Source organism: Caulobacter sp. GW821-FHT09B11, from assembly GCF_059418205.1.
The window spans coordinates 63,824-83,559 of the sequence record NZ_JBWKPK010000003.1 but is presented as its reverse complement, the minus strand read 5'-3'; the positions used below and the strand labels follow the sequence as shown (position 1 = coordinate 83,559).

The window sequence follows — 19,736 nt, the reverse complement described above, 5'->3', positions numbered from 1 at the left end:
GCCTCGCGGAGCGAGGTCGGGTGAGGGGTCTCTCAGAAACCAGACGCCGCGCGACCCCTCATCCGTCGGCTTCGCCGCCACCTTCTCCCGCAAGGGGAGAAGGATCACCGTGGACAGCCCGCCGCCGGCCGCAGCACCAGCGCGTCCAGCGCCACGCCCGGATCCAGCTGCGCCACCCGCACTGTCCGCGCGCCGCCGCACAGCGTCACGCCCGACGACACCCGCACCCGCCCGTCCAGCACCCCCTCGGCCCAGGCCTTGTCGCCGACCTTGCGCGGCGCGGCGACCTCGACGGGCGCGCCGCCGTCGGCCGAGATTGCCAGCCGCAGCGCCGTCTGGCCGTTCAATGGGAAGGTCGGCAGCAAATCGAGGTCCAGCGACCAGGCGCCGGCCGGCAGGGTCACCGCGTAGTCCAGCGCCGGGCCAAGCTGCGCCAGGGTCCGCGACGGCTCTGTGACGACCCCGGCGACCATCACCGCCCCGCCACGCCCCACGCCGTCCAGCCGCCGCCAGCCCGCGCCCCGCGCCGTCTCGGCCTCGACCACGATCACGTCGGTGTCGGTCGGCGGGAAGGGCGCCAGGCGCGGCGCGGTCGCGTCCGCGGCCGGGGCGACGAACGGCTTCTGCCGGAACGAGGTCCACTGGCCGTCGGCCGGCTCAACCGACAGGACGCCGCGCCACTTCCCCCCGGCGGTCTCGTCGTTGTAGCGGCGGGTGAGGGCGGCGATCTGCGTGTCGGCCGCCCGGGCCTTTTCGGCGCGGCGGCGAGCTTCCTCGGGCCGGCCGCCGATCAGCCGGTCGAAGGCCTCGGCGTCGAAGAAGCGGTGGTTGGCCGCCGCTGCCGCCCGCACCGGATACTCCACCAGCTCGAACCAGGCGTCGCGCTGCTCGGCCGGGATCTTGGCGCCCTCGCGGTCCAGTCGCGCCACCAGGGCGTCGAACCGCGCCAGCCGCGTATCCGCCTGTTCCACCGACAGCGGGCTCGAGCGTGGCGTCGCGCCCCGGCCCCAGAACCATTGCAGGTGCTCGGGCTTGCGCTCGAAGTTCAGCTGGTGGTGCTCGGCCAGGATTCCGGCGACCGCTTCGGCGCGCTCCGGTCCGAAGGTCTCGCGGGCGAACCGCGCTTCGTAGCCGTGAGCGCCCAGCTTGCGCACCCCGTCCACGTCCCAGGCCATGTCGAGGAACAGCTGCGTTCCCAGCTCCGCCGGCTTGATGTCGCCGACATTGGCGATCCACAGCTGGCGCGCGTCCAGGTCCCAGGCCCGGCCCATCTCCTCGATCACCAGGGCCGGCGGCGTGGTCGACAGCCAGAGGTCCGACAGCGGCGCGCCCAGATAGGACAGGTGGTAGTAGACGCCCGATCCGCCCGAGCGCTTTCGCTCTTCCGCATTGGGCAGCTGGCGGATGTAGCCGAAATTGTCGTCCGGCCAGACCAGGGTCACGTCGTCCGGAATCTTCAGCCCCGAGCGATAGACGTCCAGCACCTCCTTGTAGGCGGTGAAGGCCTGCGGGACGGTCTCGACCTTGGGATCGACGTGATCGCGGATCAGGCCGCGCTGGTCGGCGATGATCTTCTCCAGCAGCGCTCGCTGGCCGTCGATGTCGCCGCCGCCGACCATGCCGGAGTCGTGGATGCCCCGCATGCCCAGGGTGTAGATGTTCTCGTAGCCGCCGTTGGCCTTCACCCGCTGGCGCCAGTAGTCGAGCACGCCGCCCGGATTGGCCGCGTAGTTGTAGGCCTCGGCGCCCGCCTTCCACTCGCCGACATTGTTGCGCAGCATCGGCTCGGCGTGGGACGAGCCCATGATTATCCCCCAGCGGTCGGCCAGGGCGGCGTTGGCCGGATCGGCGTTGAACGGCTTGCTGACCTCGTGCATGGCCGGCCACAGGGTATTGGCCTTCAGCCGCAGCAGGAGCTGGAACACCTTCTCGTAGGTCCTGGGGCCGATGTCGCCATAGGCCGGGTCGAAGGTCCTGGCCGCCCAGGGCTGCAGGCCCCAGTCCTCGTCGTTGATGAAGATCCCGCGATACTTCACCGACGGCGCCTCGACGCGGCGTGTACCGGCGGCGACGTAGAGCGTCTTTCGTTTGATCGGCCTGACGTCGGCCCACCAGATCCAGGGCGAGACGCCGATGGCGCGGCTGAACTCATAGACGCCGTAGGCCGTTCCCCTTCGGTCGCCGCCGGCGATGACCAAGGCGCGGTCGAGGCCGGGCGCGGGGTTCTCGACCACGGTGATCAGAAAGCCCTCCCAACGGCCGCGCAGGTCGTCGACCTTCAGTTTCCCGTCGCGCACGAGGCCGTCGATCAGCGGGCTCTTGCCCAGCGTACCGACCAGGATCGCCGTCCGGCCCTTGGGCGCGCCGGTCGAGAGGAGAGGGGTCTTGCTCGTGACGGCCGCCAGGTCGTCGCGCAGGTCCTGGACCGCTAGGCCCACGAGCGGATCGTCGCTTTCCGAATAAAGGATCTCGGCGCCGGCGATTTGAAAGGCGCCGCGCGAGGCTTTGTCAGTGACCCAGGCCTCCTGCGCCCAGGCGGGCAGGGCGAACGCGGCGAGAACCAGACTGATGACAAGCGACGCCAGCCGCATGAGCTTCCTCCAGATCGCTTCGCTGTCAGGCAGCTTGGTCGAATTGGTCAGACCATAGGGTGGTCTGGAGGAATGGGCATCTATTTTGTGAGATTCAATCTCACTATGTGGAGGTGGGGTGGCGCGTCGTGCCGACCCCCTCCGGCCCTCCGGGCCACCTCCCCCAGAGGGGGAGGATCTATTCAGCGCCGCGCTTCAGATGCTCCCCCTCTGGGGGAGCTGTCGCGCAGCGACTGAGGTGGCCGCGCAGCGGAACCTCCCCTCTGGGGGAGGCGGCCGAAGGCCGATGGGGGACGTTTTCAGCTTCCGAGGCGGTGGCCGATTTCGCATCCCCCCTACCGATCGCTGCGCGATCACCTCCCCCAGAGGGGGAGGTTCCTCGCCAAGGGGGAAGGATCACTTCAGCCCCAGCGCTCCCGCGATCGCCGACCACGGCACGAGCTTGAAGTTCTGGTGCTCGGGCGGGAAGACGTTGCGGCCGTCCTGGGCGACGAAGGCGCCGCCTTCCAGGCCCGCGCCGAGCGAGGCGCTGGTCACCTCCAGGCCGTCGGTCTCGGAGATCCCGTCGATGCCCTTGGCTCCGTCGGCAACGACCGAGAAGCTGCCGACATAGGCGTTGTCGCCCTCGCGGCGATAGACGGCGTAGCTGTCGTTGCCCTGGCTGGAGACGACGATGAAGCCCTTGCCGCCCGGCTGGGCGTAGATGCCGACGCCTTCCAGGTCGTCCTTCAGGGCCGGGTTGGCGGCCACGCGGTCGACGGCGTGGGGCGCGCGCTTGTCCGACGGCTCGGCGCCCAGCCGCCACAGGGCGACGTCCTCTTCGGCCACGTAGAGGGCGCCGGTCTCGTCGTCGGCGACGCAGCCTTCGGTCTGGGTGTCGAACTTCACGTCGCGCACCTGGACGGCGCGGACCTTGCCGTTGGCTTGCGCGACCAGCTTCCACTGCCGCACCAGCCCGTCGGGATCGCTGATGAAGAGGTAGGTCGCACCCTTTTTGCCGCGATACATGCAAAGCCCGTACGGGTCCGAAAGCCCCGTGGCCTGCACGCCGTCGGCGACCGAGGTCAGCTGGCGGGTGGCCGGGTCCAGCGTGTAGATGGCGATCGACTTGTGGGTGCGGTCGCTGGCCGTGACCAGGATCGTGTCTTTGCCGCCCAGCTTGAAGCCGGACCGCAGGTCGACATTGTTCATCTTGCCGTCGGCCAGGTACTGCAAGGGCTTGCCGGCCAGATCGTAGACCAGCAGGCCGCCCTTCTTGTCGGTGGCGATGATGGCGCTCTTGGACGGATCGGCCGGGTTGGCCCAGATGGCCGGGTCGTCGGCGGCGTCGCCGTCATGGGCGACCGGCGTGGTCTCCATGGTCGGGCGGACCACGGCGAAGTCGGCCTTGGGCCTGGAGCCGGCCGCGTCGCCCGTGGCCAGCTTCAGCCCGGCGGCGACGTCGGCCCACGACACGACCTTCATGTTCGCGCCCGACTTGCGGTCGTCGGCGACCAGCAGGGCGCCGGCCGGCAGGCGCTCGCCCAGGGGCGCGCGAACCGCGAACAGGCCCGACGGGTTCTCGACGGCGTTCTGCTCGCCAGCCTGGATGCGGAAGAGGCCCGCGAAAGCGTCGTCCTGGGAGCGATCGTAGACGGCGTAGTCGCCGGCTGTGGCGTTGGCGGCCACCAGGAAGCGGGCGCTGTCGCCGCCGTCGACCAGGGCCAAGCCCGCCACCTCGCCGGCGATCTGGCCCAGGCGGTTGGCGTCGATCAGGGTCGGTACCGGATCGGACTCCGGATCGGCCGCGTAGCGCCAGATGCCGACCGCTTCCTGGGCGACATAGAGCGATCCGGTCACGTCGTCGGCGACGCAGTACTTGGCCTCGGACGACAGGTGCAGGCGGCGCACGATGCGGCCGTCCAGCTTGCCGTCGGCGGTGGGGAACAGCAGCCACTGGTCCATCTGGCCGGCCACGCCCAGGGTGAAGGCGTAGAGCGAGCGGTCGCGCGACCCGCGCCACAGGCAGACGCCTTCGCCGGCGTAGTCGAGGCTCAGCGGCTTGGCGTCGAGATTGGCGGCCTGGCCCGTGGCGAAGTCGTAAGACGCCAGGCGCAGGCGGCCTCCCTTGCGGTCGAGCAGCGCCACCAGCGGCTTGCCCTCGTGCTCGCGCACGTCGACGCCGTAGACCTCGCCGCCGGGGATCGCGCCGACCCGCTGGCCGTCGAGGCCGTAGAGCTCCAGCCCGCCGCCTTCGCCGGTGGCGGCGATCAGGCTCTTTTCCGGCGCGGCCGGATTACGCAGCAGGGCCACGCCGTTAGCGCCGCCCTCGGTGGTCGGAGCGGTCGAGATCGCCGGCGCGACGGCCGGGGCCTCGGCGAGGGCGGATCCGGCGCCGAGCAGGAAGGCGAGCACGCCGACGGCGGCGCTGGCGCGAAGATGGGTCATTCTGCGGATCCCCCAGGGTCGTTCGGACAGGTCATGCGGCCAGCCCCGGCCTGCGCGTGGCTTATGCGACGATTTCAAAACGGATTGATGACGCCAAAGTCCTTTCACCGACACGGGCGTTTCTCCGCGCCGGGGCGGCTATAGTCCGACCCGAGTCTTTCGCCGCCCTGGAGCCGCCATGTTCGACGCCCCCATTGAGGCGATCCCCGTTTCCGAAGCGACCGTATCGGAAGTCATCGTCACCGGCGCGCGCCTGCCGCCGTCGGCGGGCGAGGGGGCCTTCGCCATCTCGACCCTGGCCGATCCGGCCTGGGCGCGATCGACCCGGCTCGACGAGCAGCTGGCGCGGGCGCCGGGCGTGTCGCTGTTTCGGCGCACATCGAGCCTGGCGGCCAACCCGACCACGCAGGGGCTGTCGCTGCGGGCCATCGCCCCGTCAGGGGCGGGGCGGGCGCTGGTCACCCTCGACGGGGTGCCGCAGAACGACCCCTTCGGCGGCTGGGTGATCTGGGGCGGCCTGCCGTCCGAGACCATCCAGGACGTCCGCATCGTCCGCGGCGCCGGGGCCCAGGCCTATGGCGCGGGCGCCCTGACCGGCGTCGTCGCCCTGACCGGCCGCGACGGCGGCGCCGAGGTGCTGGAAGCCGGCGCCGAGGCCGGCGAGCTTGGCTATCGCCGCGCGGCGCTCACCGCCGGGGCCGGCGGCGTCCTGGCCAGCGTCTCGGCGGAGCGTTCCGGCGGCTGGACCCCGGTGCGCGAGGGGCGTGGCGCGGCCGACGAGCCCCTGGCCATGCAGGCCTGGTCGGCGTCCCTGCGCTACGATACGCGCCTGGCCGCCGGCCCGGCCCTGGCCGCCCGCGTCGCTGTCCATGACGAGAACCGCCGCTCGGGCCTTTTCGGCGCCGACGCCCGCTCGCGCGGCGCCCAGGCCAGCCTGACCCTCGCTCAGGCCCCTTCGCAGGACCGCAAGGGCTGGCGGCTGCAGGCCTGGACCCTGGTCAGCGACCTGCAGAACCGCTCGGTCGCCGTCGGCGCCGGCCGCGCCTTCACCACCCCGGCCAACGACCAGTACGAGACGCCGGCCTACGGCGTGGGCTTCAACGCCGCCCTGCGCGGCGTGCGCGGCCCGCTGGAGTGGGAGCTTGGCGCCGACATCCGCGCCGCCGAGGGCGAGACCCACGAGCGCTTCCGCTACATGTCCGGCCAGTTCACCCGCCGGCGCGAGGCCGGCGGTCGCACCACCACCGCCGGGATCTACGCCGACGCCAGCTGGACCGCCGGGCCGTGGCTCGCCACCGGCGACCTGCGCCTTGATCAGTGGCGGGCCTTCGACGCCCGCCGCCGCGAGTTCGACGCCCAGACCGGGGCCGCCACCCTCGATGAGACGCCGGCCGGCCGCAGCGCGACCACGCCCACCGGCCGTATCGGCCTGCGCCGCGATCTTGGCCCCGGCTTCCTGCGCGCCGCCGCCTATGCCGGCTTCCGTCCGCCCAGCCTCAACGAGCTGCACCGCCCGTTCCGGGTCGGCAACGACGTCACCGAGGCCAACGCCGCCCTCAAGCCCGAACGACTCTACGGCGTCGAGGCCGGCGGCGGCGTCGAGGGCAGGGCGGGGAGCCTGACCGCCACCCTGTTCCTCAACCGCCTCGACGATCCGGTGGCCAACGTCACGATCGGCGAGGGGCCGGCGACCTTCCCGACGGCCGGCTTCATCCCGGCCGGCGGCGTGCTGCGCCAGCGCCGGAACGTCGGCCGCATCGACGCGGTTGGGCTGGAGCTGGAAGGCCGCGCCGACCTTTCCGAACGCCTCGCCCTGACCGGCGCGGTGATGGCTACCCGGGCCGAGGTCGACGGCGGCGCCGACGCCCCGCAGCTGACCGGCAAGCGCCCCGCCCAGGCCCCGCGCCTCGCGGCTTCCGCCGGCCTGGAGTGGAAGGCGGCGCAGCACCTCGACCTCTTCCTCGCCGCCCGTCACGAGGGGGCGCGGTTCGACGACGACCTCAACACGCGTCGCTTGCAAGCCGCCACGACCCTGAACCTCTCGGCCCGCTACGCCGTCAATGCGGCGACCCGGCTGGAGGTCGAGCTGCGCAACGCCCTCGACGCCGGGGTCGCCACCGGCCGCACCGGTGACGGCGTCATCAGCTACGACGCGCCGCGCAGCCTGCGGGTGGGCGTCGTCTACGTTCGCTGAGGAATGTTAGCGTTAAAAACAAAAACAAATTTGCTTATTCTATTGACGGCGCCCCGCCCGGCGTGATGACTTCGTTCTCAAGCGATCCGGATGCGGCCTCGACGCCGCTCCAGGATCCGGGAGGGAACCATGACTTTCAGGCCTAGCCCTGGCGCGTCCGCGCGCAACCGATCTTCCCGCAGTAACGACTGAGGCCTTCGTCGCCTCGCGGTCCGCCGGTTCACCCGCGCCTTTCCCATATTTCCTGCACGCGGGAGCCAAGGGATCGGCGGACCGTCTTCCTTCTTCTTTCCCTTTCCGCGTGAGCCCATGAAGCGCCTCGTCTCGACCCTGGCGGCCGCCTCCCTGCTGGTCGCCGCCGCGCCGGCCCTGGCCGACGACCCGCCGCCGCCGCTGCCCGACAACGGCCTGGCCCGCACCCCGCCGATGGGCTGGAACAGCTGGAACAAGTTCGGCTGCAACGTCGACGAGACGTTGATCAAGCGCATGGCCGACGCCATGGTCTCGTCGGGCATGAAGGACGCCGGCTACGACTACGTCGTCATCGACGACTGCTGGCACGGCGAGCGCGACGCGCGGGGCGACATCCAGCCGGACGCCAAGCGCTTCCCGAGCGGCATGAAGGCCCTGGGCGACTACATCCACGCCAGGGGCCTGAAGTTCGGCATCTATTCCGACGCCGGCCTTAAGACCTGCGCCGGCCGTCCCGGCAGCCGCGGCTACGAGTACCAGGACGCCCGCCAGTACGCCGCCTGGGGCGTCGATTACCTGAAGTACGACTGGTGCATGGCCGGCACGCAGGATGCGCCGTCGTCCTACTACATCATGTCGGCCGCGCTTCAGGCCACGGGCCGCGACATCGTCTTCTCGATCTGCGAGTGGGGCGGCTCCAAGCCCTGGCTGTGGGGCGCCCAGGTGGGCAACCTCTGGCGCACCACCGGCGACATCTACGACGCCTGGGAGGGCGTGAAGGGCTACAGCCTGGGGATGCTCAACATCCTCGACAAGCAGGCCGAGCTCCATCCCTACGCAAAATCCGGCCACTGGAACGACCCCGACATGCTCGAGGTCGGCAACGGCGGCATGACCACGCAGGAATACCGCTCGCACTTCAGCCTATGGGCTATGCTGGCCGCGCCGCTGATCGCCGGCAACGACATCGGCCACATGGACGCCGACACCAAGGCGATCCTGACCAACAAGGAAGTCATCGCCGTCGACCAGGATCCGCTCGGCGCCCAGGCGCGGCGGGTGTCCAGGCAGGGCGACCTCGAGGTCTGGGCGCGGCCGCTGAAGGGCGGCGGCCGGGCGGTGGTGCTGCTCAATCGCGGCGCGGCGCCGGCGGAGGTGCGGGTGGACTGGTCGATGCTCGACTATCCTGCTACTCTGTCGGGCAGAGTTCGTGATCTGTGGGCGGGGAAGGACCTGGGCCCGCGCAAGGGCGGCTACGCGGCGCAGGTCGCGCCGCACGGCGTGGTCATGGTCACGGTCTCGCCGTGACCTTATGAATAAATAAAAAGCGTTTTTTAATTCTGGCGCGCCTGGCGGACGCAGGGTAAGCCATCGGCGGAATATGTGTCGGCGCGCAGTCGCCGAGCGTGCGACAGGGAGTATTGGGTGATCCAGATCGGGATCGATTTCGGTGGAACCAAGATCGAGGCGACCGCCCTGTCGTCTGACGGTCGCGTGCTTTCGACCCTCCGCACCCCTACGCCCGGCGACTACGACAGCGCCCTGGCCGCCGTGCGCGACCTGGTGGCCCGCACCGAGCAGGCGGCCGGCGGCCGCGGCACGATCGGGGTCGGCGCCCCGGGCTCGGTGTCGCCGCGCACCGGCCTCGTGCGCAACGCCAACACCACCTACCTGAACGGCCGTCGGTTCCGCGAGGACCTGGAGACCGCGCTCGATCGCCAGGTGCGCCTGGCCAACGACGCCAACTGCCTGGCCCTGTCCGAAGCCATCGACGGCGCGGCCGCGGGCGCGCGGGTGACCTTCGCGGTGATCATCGGCACCGGCTGCGGCGGCGGCCTCGCCGTCGACGGCAAGCTGGTCGAGGGCGGCAACGGCGTCGGCGGCGAGTGGGGCCACGTCCCGCTGCCCTGGCCCAAGGCCGAGGAAAGCCCCGGTCCGCAATGCTGGTGCGGCCGTCACGGCTGCCTGGAGACCTGGATCTCGGGCACCGGCTTCCGCCGCGATTTCCGTGAGCACGGCGGCGCCGATCTCAGCGGCGCGGCCATCGTCGAGGCCGCCGCCGGCGGCGACCCGGTCGCCCAGGCCGCCCTCGACCGCTATCTCGACCGCCTGGCCCGGGGCCTGGCGGTGATCGCCGACATCGTCGACCCGGACGTCTTCGTGCTGGGCGGCGGCATGTCCAATGTCGAGGTGCTGTACGACCGCCTGCCGGGCTTGGTGGGGCCGCACGTCTTCACCGACCGCTGGGAGAGCCGCATCGTCAAGGCGCGCTGGGGCGACTCCTCGGGCGTGCGCGGCGCGGCCCGGCTGTGGAACCAGGCCGACTGGTCCAGCGATGTCGCCGCCTGACGGCGCAAGGAGGAGGGATCGCCCGATGCGGACGCCCCGCCTCCTTTTCGCGGCGCTCCTGACAGCGCTGGCAACCCAAGCGGCCGCCGAGCCGGCGCGGGTCGCGACCAAGGCCGGCGTCCTGGTCGGCGAGCAGCGGGCGGACGCAAGCACGGCCTTCCTCGGCGTTCCCTTCGCCAGCCCGCCGGTCGGCGATCTGCGCTGGAAGGCGCCTAGCCCGCTCCCGGCCTGGACCGGCGAGCGTCCGGCCCTGAAGTCCGGTCCCGCCTGCCTGCAGACCTCGCGCGGCTGGAACGCCGCCGACACCGCGCGCGCCAGCGAGGACTGCCTTTATCTCGATATCCGAGTTCCCAAGCACGCCCCTGGGGCGCGCCTGCCGGTGATGGTCTGGGTGCACGGCGGGGCCAACCACGCCGGCTCCGGCGCGGGCACGGTGGAGTCCGCCCTGGTCGATCAGGGCGTCATCCTGGTCAGCGTGCAGTACCGCCTGGGCGTCTTCGGCTTCCTGTCGCATCCGGGCCTGACCCGCGAGCAGGGCGGGGCCTCGGGCAACTATGCCCTGATGGACCTGATCGCGGCCCTGCGCTGGGTGCACGACAACGCCGGCGCGTTCGGCGGCGACCCGGACAACGTCACCCTGTTCGGCCACTCGGCCGGCGGCCAGGACGTCGGCCTCGTCATGCTGTCGCCGCAGGCCCGGGGCCTGTTCGCGCGCGGGATCCTGCAGAGCGGCCTGCCGGGCTTCGGCTTTGCGCCGCGCAGCCTGAAAGAGAACGAGGCGATCGGCCGTCGGCTGGCCAAGAACGTCGGCGCGCGGTCGCTGGCCGAGCTGCGCCGGGTTTCCGGTCCCGACCTGCTGAAGGCCGCCGAGCACCTGAAGGCCCCGATCGACGACCAGGGCTTCATCTGGACCCAGGCGGTGGTCGACGGCGCTGTACTGCCCAAGTCCCCGGAAACGCTGTTGTCCGACCCGGCCGTCAAGCCGATGATCGTCGGCTCCAGCGCCCGCGAGATCGCCCTGTTCGGCGGTGATCCGAAGCGGGCAAGGGCCTGGGTGGCGGCCACTTTCGGCGCGCGGGCGCGGCAGGTGCTGGCGCTCTATGGTCTCGATCGCGGCCCGCCGCCTGCTGTCGATCCGCTGCGCGGCGACGCCGTGCTGCAATTGGCCACCGACCGCATGTTCCGCTGCCCGGCCGCCGCGGTCGCCGCCTTGCGCGCGAAATCGGGCGGCAAGGTCTGGCGCTATGAGCTGGCGACGCCTTCGCCCGGCGAGGCGCAGGTGCGCCACGGTTCGGAACTGGCCTTCGTCTTCGACCGGCCCGTCGAGGGCCGGCCGCCGATCCAGGCTTACTGGGCCGCCTTCGCCCGCACCGGCGATCCCAACACCGCCGGCCTGCCGCTCTGGCCGGCCGAGGACGGCGCTGGCCGCCGCCTGGTCTTCGCCCCGGATGGGCCGAGGGCCGAGCAGAGCGGCGAGCCGGCCTGCCGGTTCCTGACCCGGCCCTAGAACACCCAGCAACAAGCGGCGACCAAGCCGCGCGCGGAGGAGGAAACGGAAATGACGACCCGCTCGAAGTCCGCCTTTAGGCACGGTCTTTTGGCCGGCTGCGCCCTGGCCCTGATGGCCTCCGCCGCGCTGGCCCAATCTTGGGGACCCTATAACGCCGAGTTCCCGGCCGGGGGCGACGGACTGTCGCGTCCGCTGGCGGGCGCGAGCGAAGGCCAGGCCCTGCCGGCCGGCGCGCCGTGGTCGCTGTCGGCCTGGGTCAAGGTTTCCGAACCGCCGGTCGCTCCAGCCCTCGCGGCCGGGATCGGCGATCCCGCCAGCGGCCGCTTCCTCGCGGTCGGTCCGGACGGCTTCGCCGCCGTCGCCGCCGGAACCCAGACCCGGGGCGGCGAGGCGCCCAGGCCCGGCGACTGGCGCTTCGTCGCCGCCGTCTCGGACGGCGCCAAGGTCACGCTCTATGTCGACGGCAAGCCGGCAGGGCAGGGGACGGCGCCGGCCGCCGCCACGCCCGCCGTCGTCGCCCTGGCGCCGCGCAAGGCGCCCGGCTTCGCGCCCTTCGCCGGCCAGGTGGCGGGCTTCCGCGCCGAGGCCCGCGCCCTGTCGGCCGATGAGGTCAAGGCCCTGGCCGCCGCCAGGCCCGACCCGCTGACCGTGTTCGAGACCGGTAGCCCGACCTGGCCCGTCCAGGTGCGCCAGATGTATGGCCAGGTCAGCCCGCAGGAGGCGTGGACCCGGCCCCAGGGCAAGGGCGCGATCTCGGCCCCGGTCGCCAAGCCCGCCTATGCCGGCCCGGCCTTGGTCGAGGCCGGCCCCGGCGCCTGGACCCTGAAGCGCTGGAGCCTGGTCGAGGCGCCCAAGGTCGCCGAAGGCGGCGAGGCGATCACATCGCCCGGCTTCGACGCCAAGGCCTGGTACGCCGCCACCGTGCCCGGCACGGTGCTGACCACCCTGGTCGATCGCGGCGTCTATCCCGACCCCGACTACGGCCTCAACAACACCGCCATCCCGGAAAGCCTCAACAAGCAGGCCTACTGGTACCGCACCAGCTTCGACGCGCCGGCCGCCGTCGCCGGCAAGCGTCCGCGCCTGACCTTCAAGGGCGTCAACTACGCCGCCGAGGTGTGGCTCAACGGCGAAAAGCTGGGCGACATGAAGGGGGCCTTCGTGCGCGGCCGCTTCGACGTGGCCGGCAAGCTGAAGCCGACCGGAAACGTGCTGGCCGTCAAGGTCTCGCCGCCGACCCATCCGGGCTTGGCGCACGAGGAATCCCTGACCGCCGGGGTCGGCGAGAACGGCGGCATGATGGCCCTGGACGGCCCGACCTTCGTCGCCAGCGAGGGCTGGGACTGGATCCCCAGCGTCCGCGACCGCAACACCGGCCTCTGGCAGGACGTGGTGCTGGAAGCCTCCGGCGACGCGCGCCTGGGCGATCCGCAGGTGGTCACGATGCTGCCCAAAGCCGACAACAGCCTCGCCGAGATCGAGATCGTCGCGCCGGTCGACAACCTTTCCGACCACCCCGTCCAGGCCACGGTCACGGCGGCCTTCGACGGCGTCCGCGTCAGCAAGACGGTGACCGTCGCCCCCGGCGCCTCCACCGTCCGCCTGACGCCCGCCGAGTTCCCGCAGCTGGCGGTCGCCAACCCCAAGCTCTGGTGGCCCAACGGCTATGGCGACCAGGCGCTGCACGACCTTGTCCTGACCGCCACGATCGACGGCCAGCTCTCCGACGAGAAGCGCCTGCGGTTCGGTATCCGCCAGATCACCTACGAACTCTCCCTGATGAACCCGTCCGGCCACCTGCGTCGCGTCGAGGTCGACTTCAGCAAGGCCCGGCAGCTGGGTCAGGACGTCACCGACGGCTCCCACGAGGGCATCCGCAAGGTGGTCGACGGCTGGGCGACTTCGCTGACCGCCCAGGGCGACGCCTCCGAAGCCGTCAAGGACGTGCCCGAGACCGGTCTCGCGCCGTACCTCGTGCTCAAGGTCAACGGCGTGAAGATTGCCGCGCGCGGCGGCAACTGGGGCACGGACGACTGGCGCAAGCGGATCGAGCGCGAGCGCCTCGAACCCTATTTCCGCCTGCACAAGGAGGCGGGCCTCAACACGATCCGCAACTGGGTGGGCCAGAACACCGAGGAGCCGTTCTACGACCTGGCCGACGAGTACGGCCTGCTGGTGCTCAACGACTTCTGGGCCTCGACCCAGGACTACCAGCTCGAACCGCAGGACGTGCCGCTGTTCCTCAGGAACGCCGCCGACGTCATCGCGCGCTACCGCAACCACCCCTCGATCGCCCTGTGGTTCGGCCGCAACGAGGGCGTGCCGCAGCCGATCCTCAACGAGGGGCTGGAGGCGCTGGTCCACGATCTGGACGGCACGCGCTGGTACACCGGCAGCTCCAACCGCGTGAACCTGCAGAACAGCGGCCCCTACAACTACCGGGAGCCCGAGACCTATTTCAGCGACCACGCCAAGGGCTTCTCGGTGGAGGTCGGCACGCCGTCGTTCCCGACACTGGAAGCCTTCCAGGCCGCCGTGCCCGCGCCCGATCGCTGGCCGATAAGCGACACGTGGGCCTATCACGACTGGCACCCCACCGGTAACGGCGCGACCAGGACCTTCACCGACGCCATGGCCCGCAAGCTCGGCGCGCCGACCAGCCTCGAGGACTTCGAGCGCAAGGCCCAGCTGATGAACTACGAGACCCACCGGGCGATGTTCGAGGGCATGAACCAGGAGCTGTGGACCAAGTCTTCGGGCCGCCTGCTGTGGATGACCCAGCCGGCCTGGCCCAGCACGATGTGGCAGATCCTCAGCCACGACTACGACACCCACGGCGCCTTCTATGGAACCAAGGCGGCTTCGGAGCGCGTCCACGCCCAGATGAGCCTGGCCGACCACGCCCTGGCGGTGGTCAACAACACGACCGCGCCGGTGGCGGGCGCCAGCCTGCGAACCCGGGTGCTCGACCTGTCGGGCAAGGTGCTGTCCGACCGGACCGACGCGGTCGACGCCGCCGCAAACGCCGTGACGCCTGGCCGGACGCTCGACCTTGGCCTCAAGGCCGGAGAGGCGGCCGTGGTCCGCCTCGACCTGACGGCCGCCGACGGCGCCGTGCTGTCGCGCAACCTCTACTGGATCGGCCGGGACGACGTCGGCGAGCGCCGCCTGGCCGACATGCCGGCCCAGCCGGTGACCCTGGCGGCCCGGTCCGGCAAGGCCGCGAACGGGGAGAGCGTCGTGACGGTCGCGCTGGCCAACGCCGGCTCGGCCCCGGCCCTGAACGCCAAGCTGACCCTCGTGGACGCCAAGGGAAACCGCATCCTGCCGGCCTACTATTCCGACAATTACGTCTCGCTGCTGCCGGGCGAGAGCCGCACGGTCGAGATCCGCTTCCCGGCGGGCTCGGCCAAGGGGGTCAAGGTCGCACTGCGCGGCTGGAACGTGAAGCCCCGCGTGGAAACCGTCCGATGAACCGCCGCCAGATGCTGTCCGCGGGCCTCTTGGCCGGTTTCGCCCTGCCTGGCGTCGCCCTGGCCCAGACGCCGCCGAGCGAGGAGGAGGTCCGCCTCCGCACCGACTGGCCGTGGCTGGCCCGTTACCGCGACGCCAATGCCGCCGACGCCGCCCTGCCGCCCGAGCGACGGCGCTGCGTGTTCATCGGCGACTCGATCACCCAGGGCTGGAAGGACGCGCGGCCCGGCTTCTTCGAGGCCAACGGCTTCGTCGGTCGCGGCATCGGCGGCCAGACGACGCCGCAGATGCTGCTGCGCTTCACCCCCGATGTCGTGGCGCTGAAGCCCGCCGCCGTGCACATCCTGGCCGGAACCAACGACATCGCCGGCAACACCGGTCCCTTCGATCCGGCGGCGACGAGGAACAATCTCTCGGCCATGGTCGTCTTGGCCAAGGCGGCGGGGATCCGGGTGATCCTGGGCTCGATCACTCCGGCCGCGACCTATCCCTGGAAGCCGGCCCTGCATCCCGACGCCGAGATCCCGCGCCTCAACGCCTGGATCCGCGCCTTCGCCGCCGAGCAGGGCTGCGTGTTCGCCGACTACACGGCGGTGATGGACGACGGTCGCGCGGGCATGAAGCCCGGCCTGGCCTACGACCAGGTGCACCCCACGCAGGACGGTTACGCGGTGATGGAGCCGGTGGCCCTGGCGGCGGTGAAGGCGGCCCTGGGGGGCTAGATCGCTAGGAGCGTCGCTTAAATAATCCGAGCATCCCCGCGAAGGCGGGGATCCAAGCTGCGGTAGCCGGCCGAACGCGGCGCATGACCCTGGACTCGGCTTGGGCCCCCGCCTTCGCGGGGGAAATCGGAGCAGGGGACCGAGAGTGAAGAGAACCCTAGCCCTCGCCCCGCAGCTGCTTGTTCAGCGCCACGCTGGCCTCCATGCGCGCCAACTGCTCGGGAGAGGCCGGCGCCTGATGCCTGGCCTTCCACTCGGACTGCGGCATGCCGTAGATCGCCTCGCGGGCCTGCTCCTTGTCGAGCGACCCTTCCGAGGCCTCGTGCACCCAGTCGGCCAGGCAGTTGCGGCAGAAGCCGGCCAGGCCCATCAGGTCGACGTTCTGGGCGTCGGTGCGCAGGCGCAGGTGTTCGACCAGCCGGCGGAAGGCGGCGGCGGCGAGGCGGTCGTCGATCTCTACGGACATCGGTGCTCTCAGGTCTTTTGCAGGGCCGCGCGCGAGGGCAGCAGGCGCTCGATGATCGGCAGGATGGCCGCGCCCATGGCCGGGGCGTCGGCCGCCAGGGCCGCGCGCTGCACCGGGGCCAGCGACGGTACGCCGGGCACGGCGGCCAGCTTGGCGTTCAGGGCCTCGGCCAGACGATCGACCAGTGTCTCGGGCAGGCGGCCGCCCACATAGACGGCCTGCGGGTTGATCAGGCAGCTTACGGCGACCATCGGTCCGGTCAGCAGGTCGGCGGCCAAGTCGATCCAGGCCTCGATCATCGCCTGGCCGTCGGCCGGCAGGGCCTCCAGCTCGCCCGGGGCGGCGATGGCGAAGCCGTTGTTCTCTAGGAACTGGGCCAGGGCCGACAGCGACACCGCCTCCTGCAGGGTGGCCACGTCGATGCGCGGCGAAGTCACCGGCAGGAAGCCCAGCTCGCCGCTGCGTCCCTGGGCGCCACGGAAATACTCGCCCTCGACCACGAGGCCCCCGCCCAGGCCCGAGGTCACCAGCACGTAGAAGAAGCTCGGCGCGTTCAGGCCGTGGCCGAAATGCAGCTCGCCCAGGGCCGCGGCGGCCGCATCGTTCTCGACGGTGACCGGCAGGTCGTGGCGGCGCGACAGCAGCTCGCGCACGTCGGTGCTGTTCCAGGCCCCATAGTCGGCGGGGCGGTGGGGCAGGTCAACGCGAGCCATGTCGTCGGGCATGGCCACGCCCACGCCGATGATCCGCTCGGCCTGCACGCCCTCGGTCTCGAGGAAGGCGTTCCAGTTGGTCTCGAAGAACTCGACCACGGCGTCCGGGCCGGCGAAGGCCACTTCCCAGGTCGAGCGCGCCCGCACCTGGCCGGCGAAGTCCAGCAGCAGGATGGTGACGTGGTCGCGGTCGATGTTGAGGCCGATCGAGAAGCAGCCGTCCGGATTGACCGCCAGGGTCATGGCCGGCTGGCCCCGGCCGCCGTGTAGCTTGCCGGCTTCCAGGATCAGGCCGTCGTCGAGCAGGCGCTTGGTGATGTTGGTGATGGCCGGCACCGTCAGCCCGGTCAGGGCGGCGATCTCGGGCTTGGTCTTGGCCCCGCCGATGCGGATCGACTGCAGGGTGACGCGCTGATTGTAGTCGCCGGCGCGCTCCAGGTTCGTACCCGACAGGCTGGGGCCGGCTTGCGAGGTCTTGCGGGCGGGGCTTTTGGGCGACTGGCTCATATGCGGTCTGGCTTAGCACCTGCGGGGCGAATGACGAAACCGACTTGGTCGACTGGACGACACCGAGGGAGGTGGGTGGCGGCAATAAGCAAAGTCCCTTTCTTTTATCCCTTGCGCCGCCGATGCGCCATCGTCACGGTCCAGCCCGATCAATTGGGGGAGACGATCGGGTGAGGGCGAGGATCTCGCGATGGGCGGGCGCCGTGGCGGCCGTGGCCTCGATCATGGCGGCGAGCCCGGCCCTGGCCGGCTTTTCCGTGCGCGACGGCAAGCTGGTCGACGCCTGCGGCGACGTCTTCACGGCGCGCGGCGTCAATCTTCCCCATGCTTGGCGACCCAGGGCCACGGGCAAGGCGGTCCGCGAGTCTGCGGCCTTGGGTTCCAACACCGTGCGGGTGGTGCTGAGCGACGGCACGCGCTGGCGACGGACCTCGCCTTCGACCGTCCGCCGGATCATCGCCAAGGCCCGCCGCGCCGGCCAGGTCGTCATCCTCGAAGTCCACGACACCACCGGCTATGGCCTGGAGCCGAAGGCCGCCCACATCGGCTCGGCCGTGGCCTACTGGACCAGCCTGGCTCCCGTGCTGCGCGGCCAGGAGGACTATGTCCTGGTCAATATCGGCAACGAGCCGACGGCCGGAACCACCACCGGGGTCCAGTGGCTGGAGGCCCACCGCACGGCGGTGATCGCCCTGCGCGCGGCGGGCCTGCGCCACGTGCTGGTGATCGACGCCCACGACTACGGCCAGGACCGCTCCGGAACCATGCGCGACAAGGCCGCCGAGCTCTTCGCCGCCGATCCGCTGAAGGCCCTCGTCTTCGACATCCACATGTATGAGGCCTACGGGACCGAGGAGACCGTGCGGGCCTATCTCCAGGCCTTCGCCGAGGCGCGCCTGCCGCTGATCGTCGGCGAGTTCGGACCCGACCACCGGGGCGAGCCGGTCGACGACGAGGCGATCTTCCGCCTGTCGAACGCGATGGGCGTCGGCTACCTGGCCTGGTCCTGGTCGGGCAACGCCCCCGAGGTCGCCGACCTTGATCTGGTCGAGCGCTTCGACGGCCGCCGGCTGACGCCCTGGGGCGAGCGGTTCTTCCACGGTCCGGGCGGGGTGGGCGAGACGGCGCGCAGGTCGCGGGTGTTCAAGGGCTGCCGCTAGGGGGCGCGGTCTCCAATCTGAAAATCATCGTCATCCCGGCCGAAGGGCCGCGTAGCGGGCCGCAGAGCCGGGACCCAGGGGACTGGGCGCCGCGCCCGAGTTCTCCGCCCGGCGGTGGCCGCTGCACTGCGGTCGCCCCTGGGTCCCGGCTCTCCGCTACGCTGCGGCCGGGATGACGACCTGAAGAATTGCAGGGGAGCTTGGCTAGCCCTTCTTCCCCGCCGACTCCGCCAGTACGCGCGACAGGATGGTCAGCAGCTCGCGGCCGGCGGTCTCGTCGAGGTCGCCCAGTATGCCGCGGGCTTCGACCGGCAGGTGGTCGGCGGCGTCGCCGTCGGTGCGGAAGACGTAGTGGTCGAACATCGCCTTCCAGGCCTGGCGGTGGGCCGGGGGCAGGCCGCGCAGGGTCAGCATGGCGTGCATGAAGGCGTCGCGCGGCGCGCCCCGGCCTTGGTTGTGCGCGGGCCACCAGTAGTTCACCAGCATGTTGACCGGGTCTAGCGAGCGCACGTGGTGCCACCACAGGTACGGCACGTAGATGGCGTCGCCGGCCTCCAGTTCGACGGTCTGGGCCGCCTCCAGCGCCTTGGCGAAGCGGGGGAAGCGCTCCAGGTCCGGGTTCTCGAACTCCACCAGGCTGATGGTCGCCCCGGCCGGGGTGCGCTCGAACGGGCCGATATAGAGGTTCTCGACCTGGTCGGGCGGGAACAGGGTGAAGCGGCGGCGGCCGGCGACCACGCAGGCGATGTTCTCGTACGGGTCGTTGTGGGCCGCGACGATGACCCGGTTGCCGATCCACACCCGCGGTTCGATCTCGGGGCCGAGCAGGGGCAGGGGATTGGCCTCGGCGAAGCCGGGCAGGGCGTTCCAGGCCGGCGCCGACTGGGCGGCCAGGGCGTCCTGCTCGCCGCTGGCGGCGTACTGGGCCAGGAACGCGAAGGTCTTGCCCAGCCGCGCCCGGCCGCTGCGGAAGTTCATGTTGAACAGGTCGTCGCCGTAGAACAGCCGGCCGCCCGCCTCGGCGGGGGCGAAGACCGTGCCCACCGACTGGCCGGCGTCGAAGCGCGACAGGTAGTCGAACAGGGCCGCATGGCCCCGGCGGCCGGCCTCGACCACCGGCCAATGCGAGGCCAGGCCCCGGATGACGACCGGTTCGGCGGCGGCCGTCAGGGCGGCGAGCGCCTCCGGAGACGCCGCGTCCGATTCGCGGATCTGTTTCACTGGCGAAGCCCCCCCCTCGAAGGTCGTCACCCTTCGGCGGGGCGTACGGAACGCGGAATGTGTCTGTCAGGCAACAGCGGTTGGCAAGGCTCGCCGATTAAACAAAATAATTTTATAAAATGCTGGCGCGCGGACATTTGCTGCGGTTATGAAACGATAAGCGCCCGCGTTGAGACGGGCGCGACGGGAGGAAGCGCGACGCCGAGTTCG

General features: G+C 71.2%; 12 protein-coding genes. 7 read left to right on the top strand and 5 right to left on the bottom strand.

From position 1 onward, the window contains the following. Positions 1 to 104 precede the first annotated feature (104 nt). Both AC07N1_RS02705 and AC07N1_RS02700 read right to left on the bottom strand, forming a co-directional pair. The gene (locus tag AC07N1_RS02705; RefSeq protein ID WP_494670382.1) at positions 105 to 2,591 is read right to left on the bottom strand and encodes a glycosyl hydrolase 115 family protein; all 2,487 of its coding nucleotides are present in this window, start codon (positions 2,589 to 2,591) and stop codon (positions 105 to 107) included. A gap of 396 nt (positions 2,592 to 2,987) precedes the next feature. Continuing rightward, positions 2,988 to 5,018 carry a phytase gene (locus tag AC07N1_RS02700; RefSeq protein WP_494670381.1) on the bottom strand — a complete coding sequence of 677 codons (2,031 nt, stop codon included), beginning with the start codon at positions 5,016 to 5,018 and terminating at the stop codon, positions 2,988 to 2,990. A gap of 178 nt (positions 5,019 to 5,196) precedes the next feature. Between AC07N1_RS02700 and AC07N1_RS02695 the strand changes: the two genes are divergently transcribed. The 6 genes from AC07N1_RS02695 (at position 5,197) to AC07N1_RS02670 (ending at position 15,459) form a co-directional block, all read left to right on the top strand. Continuing rightward, entirely contained in the window at positions 5,197 to 7,212 is a 2,016-nt protein-coding gene (locus tag AC07N1_RS02695; RefSeq protein ID WP_494670380.1) for a TonB-dependent receptor, read from the top strand. A gap of 309 nt (positions 7,213 to 7,521) precedes the next feature. Next, positions 7,522 to 8,712, top strand: coding sequence for a glycoside hydrolase family 27 protein (locus AC07N1_RS02690; protein ID WP_494670379.1), 1,191 nt, complete (start codon positions 7,522 to 7,524; stop codon positions 8,710 to 8,712). 117 nt (positions 8,713 to 8,829) lie between these two features. Continuing rightward, positions 8,830 to 9,753, top strand: a complete 924-nt coding sequence (locus AC07N1_RS02685; protein WP_494670378.1) for an ROK family protein — start codon at positions 8,830 to 8,832, stop codon at positions 9,751 to 9,753. Positions 9,754 to 9,778: 25 nt separating this feature from the next. Further along, the gene (locus AC07N1_RS02680) at positions 9,779 to 11,260 is read left to right on the top strand and encodes a carboxylesterase/lipase family protein (protein WP_494670377.1); all 1,482 of its coding nucleotides are present in this window, start codon (positions 9,779 to 9,781) and stop codon (positions 11,258 to 11,260) included. Positions 11,261 to 11,311: 51 nt separating this feature from the next. Continuing rightward, positions 11,312 to 14,737, top strand: coding sequence for a glycosyl hydrolase 2 galactose-binding domain-containing protein (locus AC07N1_RS02675; RefSeq protein ID WP_494670376.1), 3,426 nt, complete (start codon positions 11,312 to 11,314; stop codon positions 14,735 to 14,737). Then, positions 14,734 to 15,459 carry an SGNH/GDSL hydrolase family protein gene (locus tag AC07N1_RS02670; protein WP_494670375.1) on the top strand — a complete coding sequence of 242 codons (726 nt, stop codon included), beginning with the start codon at positions 14,734 to 14,736 and terminating at the stop codon, positions 15,457 to 15,459. Before AC07N1_RS02675 ends, AC07N1_RS02670 begins: the two co-directional genes overlap by 4 nt. 157 nt (positions 15,460 to 15,616) lie before the next feature. Here AC07N1_RS02670 and AC07N1_RS02665 read toward each other — a convergent pair whose 3' ends face one another. Together AC07N1_RS02665 and AC07N1_RS02660 are read right to left on the bottom strand one after the other, a co-directional pair. Further along, complete coding sequence (locus tag AC07N1_RS02665; protein ID WP_494670374.1) at positions 15,617 to 15,925, bottom strand: DUF1244 domain-containing protein; 309 nt, start codon at positions 15,923 to 15,925, stop codon at positions 15,617 to 15,619. Positions 15,926 to 15,933: 8 nt separating this feature from the next. Continuing rightward, positions 15,934 to 17,145: an ROK family transcriptional regulator gene (locus AC07N1_RS02660; protein WP_494670373.1), complete on the bottom strand. Its 1,212-nt coding sequence runs from the start codon at positions 17,143 to 17,145 to the stop codon at positions 15,934 to 15,936. A gap of 170 nt (positions 17,146 to 17,315) precedes the next feature. Here AC07N1_RS02660 and AC07N1_RS02655 point away from each other — a divergent pair, with 170 nt between their 5' ends. Beyond that, entirely contained in the window at positions 17,316 to 18,305 is a 990-nt protein-coding gene (locus AC07N1_RS02655; RefSeq protein WP_494670372.1) for a cellulase family glycosylhydrolase, read from the top strand. Between the two features lie 204 nt (positions 18,306 to 18,509). On the opposite strand, the gene AC07N1_RS02650 is transcribed toward AC07N1_RS02655, so the two are convergent. Beyond that, positions 18,510 to 19,526 (bottom strand): cupin-like domain-containing protein, encoded by a 1,017-nt coding sequence (locus AC07N1_RS02650; RefSeq protein ID WP_494670371.1) that lies wholly within the window; start codon positions 19,524 to 19,526, stop codon positions 18,510 to 18,512. Positions 19,527 to 19,736: the final 210 nt, after the last annotated feature.

Coding starts and splice junctions, on each gene's coding strand:
- AC07N1_RS02690 (WP_494670379.1), top strand. CDS start 7,522: ATGAAGCGCCTCGTCTCGACCCTGGCGGCCGCCTCCCTGCTGGTCGCC.
- AC07N1_RS02665 (WP_494670374.1), bottom strand. CDS start 15,925: ATGTCCGTAGAGATCGACGACCGCCTCGCCGCCGCCGCCTTCCGCCGG.
- AC07N1_RS02700 (WP_494670381.1), bottom strand. CDS start 5,018: ATGACCCATCTTCGCGCCAGCGCCGCCGTCGGCGTGCTCGCCTTCCTG.
- AC07N1_RS02670 (WP_494670375.1), top strand. CDS start 14,734: ATGAACCGCCGCCAGATGCTGTCCGCGGGCCTCTTGGCCGGTTTCGCC.
- AC07N1_RS02705 (WP_494670382.1), bottom strand. CDS start 2,591: ATGCGGCTGGCGTCGCTTGTCATCAGTCTGGTTCTCGCCGCGTTCGCC.
- AC07N1_RS02680 (WP_494670377.1), top strand. CDS start 9,779: ATGCGGACGCCCCGCCTCCTTTTCGCGGCGCTCCTGACAGCGCTGGCA.
- AC07N1_RS02675 (WP_494670376.1), top strand. CDS start 11,312: ATGACGACCCGCTCGAAGTCCGCCTTTAGGCACGGTCTTTTGGCCGGC.
- AC07N1_RS02660 (WP_494670373.1), bottom strand. CDS start 17,145: ATGAGCCAGTCGCCCAAAAGCCCCGCCCGCAAGACCTCGCAAGCCGGC.
- AC07N1_RS02695 (WP_494670380.1), top strand. CDS start 5,197: ATGTTCGACGCCCCCATTGAGGCGATCCCCGTTTCCGAAGCGACCGTA.